This is a genomic window from Peptoniphilus sp. oral taxon 836 str. F0141 (genome assembly GCF_000179335.1).
Classification (GTDB): Bacteria; Bacillota; Clostridia; order Tissierellales; family Peptoniphilaceae; genus Peptoniphilus_A; species Peptoniphilus_A lacrimalis.
The window spans coordinates 1-1,914 of sequence record NZ_AEAA01000132.1 but is presented as its reverse complement, the minus strand read 5'-3'; the positions used below and the strand labels follow the sequence as shown (position 1 = coordinate 1,914).

Here is a 1,914-nt window from a genome sequence, read left to right as displayed (position 1 = left end):
CTAATTTTAGACGAGCCTTTTGTGGGTCTTGATCCAGAAGCGACATTTTATTTGAAAGAAGAGTTTAAAAATATGGTAAAAGAAGGAAGTGCTATTTTCTTTTCTACCCATGTTCTTGAAGTGGCTCAAAATTTATGCAATAAACTTGCTATTTTGAAGGATGGGAAAATTGTAATTTCTGGAAACACCAAGGATGTTATTTCAAATTCATCTCTTGAAAATATTTTTATGGAGCTTGTAAATGCTAAGGATAAATAAAGAAATAATCTTATTAAAACTTGAAATTTTGAGACTTTTAAATAATAATAATCAGGGGAAGAAAAAATTTTTAACTGGACTTTCTGCCAATGTTTTTATGGCTTTTATGTTTATTTTTTATTCAGTCAGTTTAACTCGTTCCTTTTATAAGGGAAACCCTCTGAAGGTGATCGTTACTTCAACAGTTATTGTATTTTTAATGATTTTTTGGGGCAATGTTTTGTATTCAAATAATTCTCTGTTTGAAAAGAGAGAGTTGGAAAATTTGTTGCCTATGCCTTTTACAAGTCTTGAATTAATTAGTTCAAAAATTTTAGGTATTTATGTTTATAATTTAGGAATTGTTGCATGTATGGTTATTTTTCCTTTTTTATATGTGACTTATGATAATTGTGGTTTTCCTTTTACTTTGTTTACTATTCTCATGCTTCTTAGCTTTCCTATGATACCTCTTTGCCTGTCTTTACTAGCAACAGCTTTTTTGGGGAAAATTTTTACTAACAAGATTGTGAAGATAATAGGCGGCATAATATTTTTTTCTATTGTGATATTTTTTTATATAATGCTTTATTTTTCTGATAGAAGTTTGAATATTTTGGCAATTATTATCGAAAAGCTCTCAAAAATAAGCCTTTTAAAAACTTTTGGACTAATTTTTATAGAAGGAAACTATCTCAAGGGACTTATCTTTATGGGAATTTCAATCTTATTTTTTGGTCTTGTATCAGTATTTTTATCAAAAAATTATCTGGATATTTTTTATAGAAAAGCTAATAAAATTAAGAAGTCGTCCAATAAGGCTTTGAAAATGGTCACAAAAAATAAATCGAGGTCATTATTAGAAAAAGAAATTGGTCTATATTTTTCATATAATAATTATATTTTAAATACAATTCTTGGACCGATTCTTCTTTTGATTTTAGGCGTTGCTCCTCTAGTTACAGGCATGACCAATTTGCAAAATATGATGAATTTTGATGTGGAAAAGTTATTTACAACAAATTCAATTCTTGTTGTTACTGCTTTTGCAGCAATGGGTCAGACAACATATTGTTCACTTTCTATTGAGGGTAGAAATTATTATTTGATGCAAACTCTACCTATAAAGGCTTGGGATGTTTTTAAAGCTAAGCTTAAGCTTGGAATCATACTTATATCAGCTCCTCTGATATTTACAAGTCTTGTTTTAAGTCTTAAATTTAATTTAGGATTTTTAGCTTTTCTACTTTTAATAATTGCCGCTTTTTCTTATAGTTTGTTTGCTAATCTATTGGGACTAATATTTGATATGAATACCCTAAATATAAATTGGATTAATTCTAAAGAAGTTGTTAAAGGAAAGTTTTCGGTACTTCTTATTCAACTTATAATAGGTTTAATGGTTTTAATCAGTTTTCTGATTTCAAATATATTATTTAAAAATAATAGGATTCTATCATGGATTATAATTATTATTTTTGTCAACATATTTAATTTTATTCAAATATGGTATCTATCGTCTAAAAATTTAAAAATGTGAAAATTTCCGCTGATTTTATATTGGCGGATTTTTTTAATAAATTATCTTTAATCTATATAAAAATTGTATAGATTATATAGGATAATAGTTTTGAGAAAATTTTTATTGGGAGGATTTTATGAGTAAAATTATAATAA

At 26.5% G+C, this 1,914-nt stretch carries 1 protein-coding gene and 1 pseudogene; both read left to right on the top strand.

Annotated features, from left to right (window positions below):
* Positions 1-258: pseudogene (locus HMPREF9131_RS07295) on the top strand (ABC transporter ATP-binding protein); the annotation flags it as partial.
* Entirely contained in the window at positions 242-1,777 is a 1,536-nt protein-coding gene (locus tag HMPREF9131_RS07290; protein WP_009346215.1) for a hypothetical protein, read from the top strand. The pseudogene HMPREF9131_RS07295 and the gene HMPREF9131_RS07290, both read left to right, overlap by 17 nt.
* Positions 1,778-1,914: the final 137 nt, after the last annotated feature.

What these genes read in the sequence shown, in the direction of transcription:
- HMPREF9131_RS07290 (WP_009346215.1), top strand. Translation starts at nt 242, where the DNA reads ATGCTAAGGATAAATAAAGAAATAATCTTATTAAAACTTGAAATTTTG.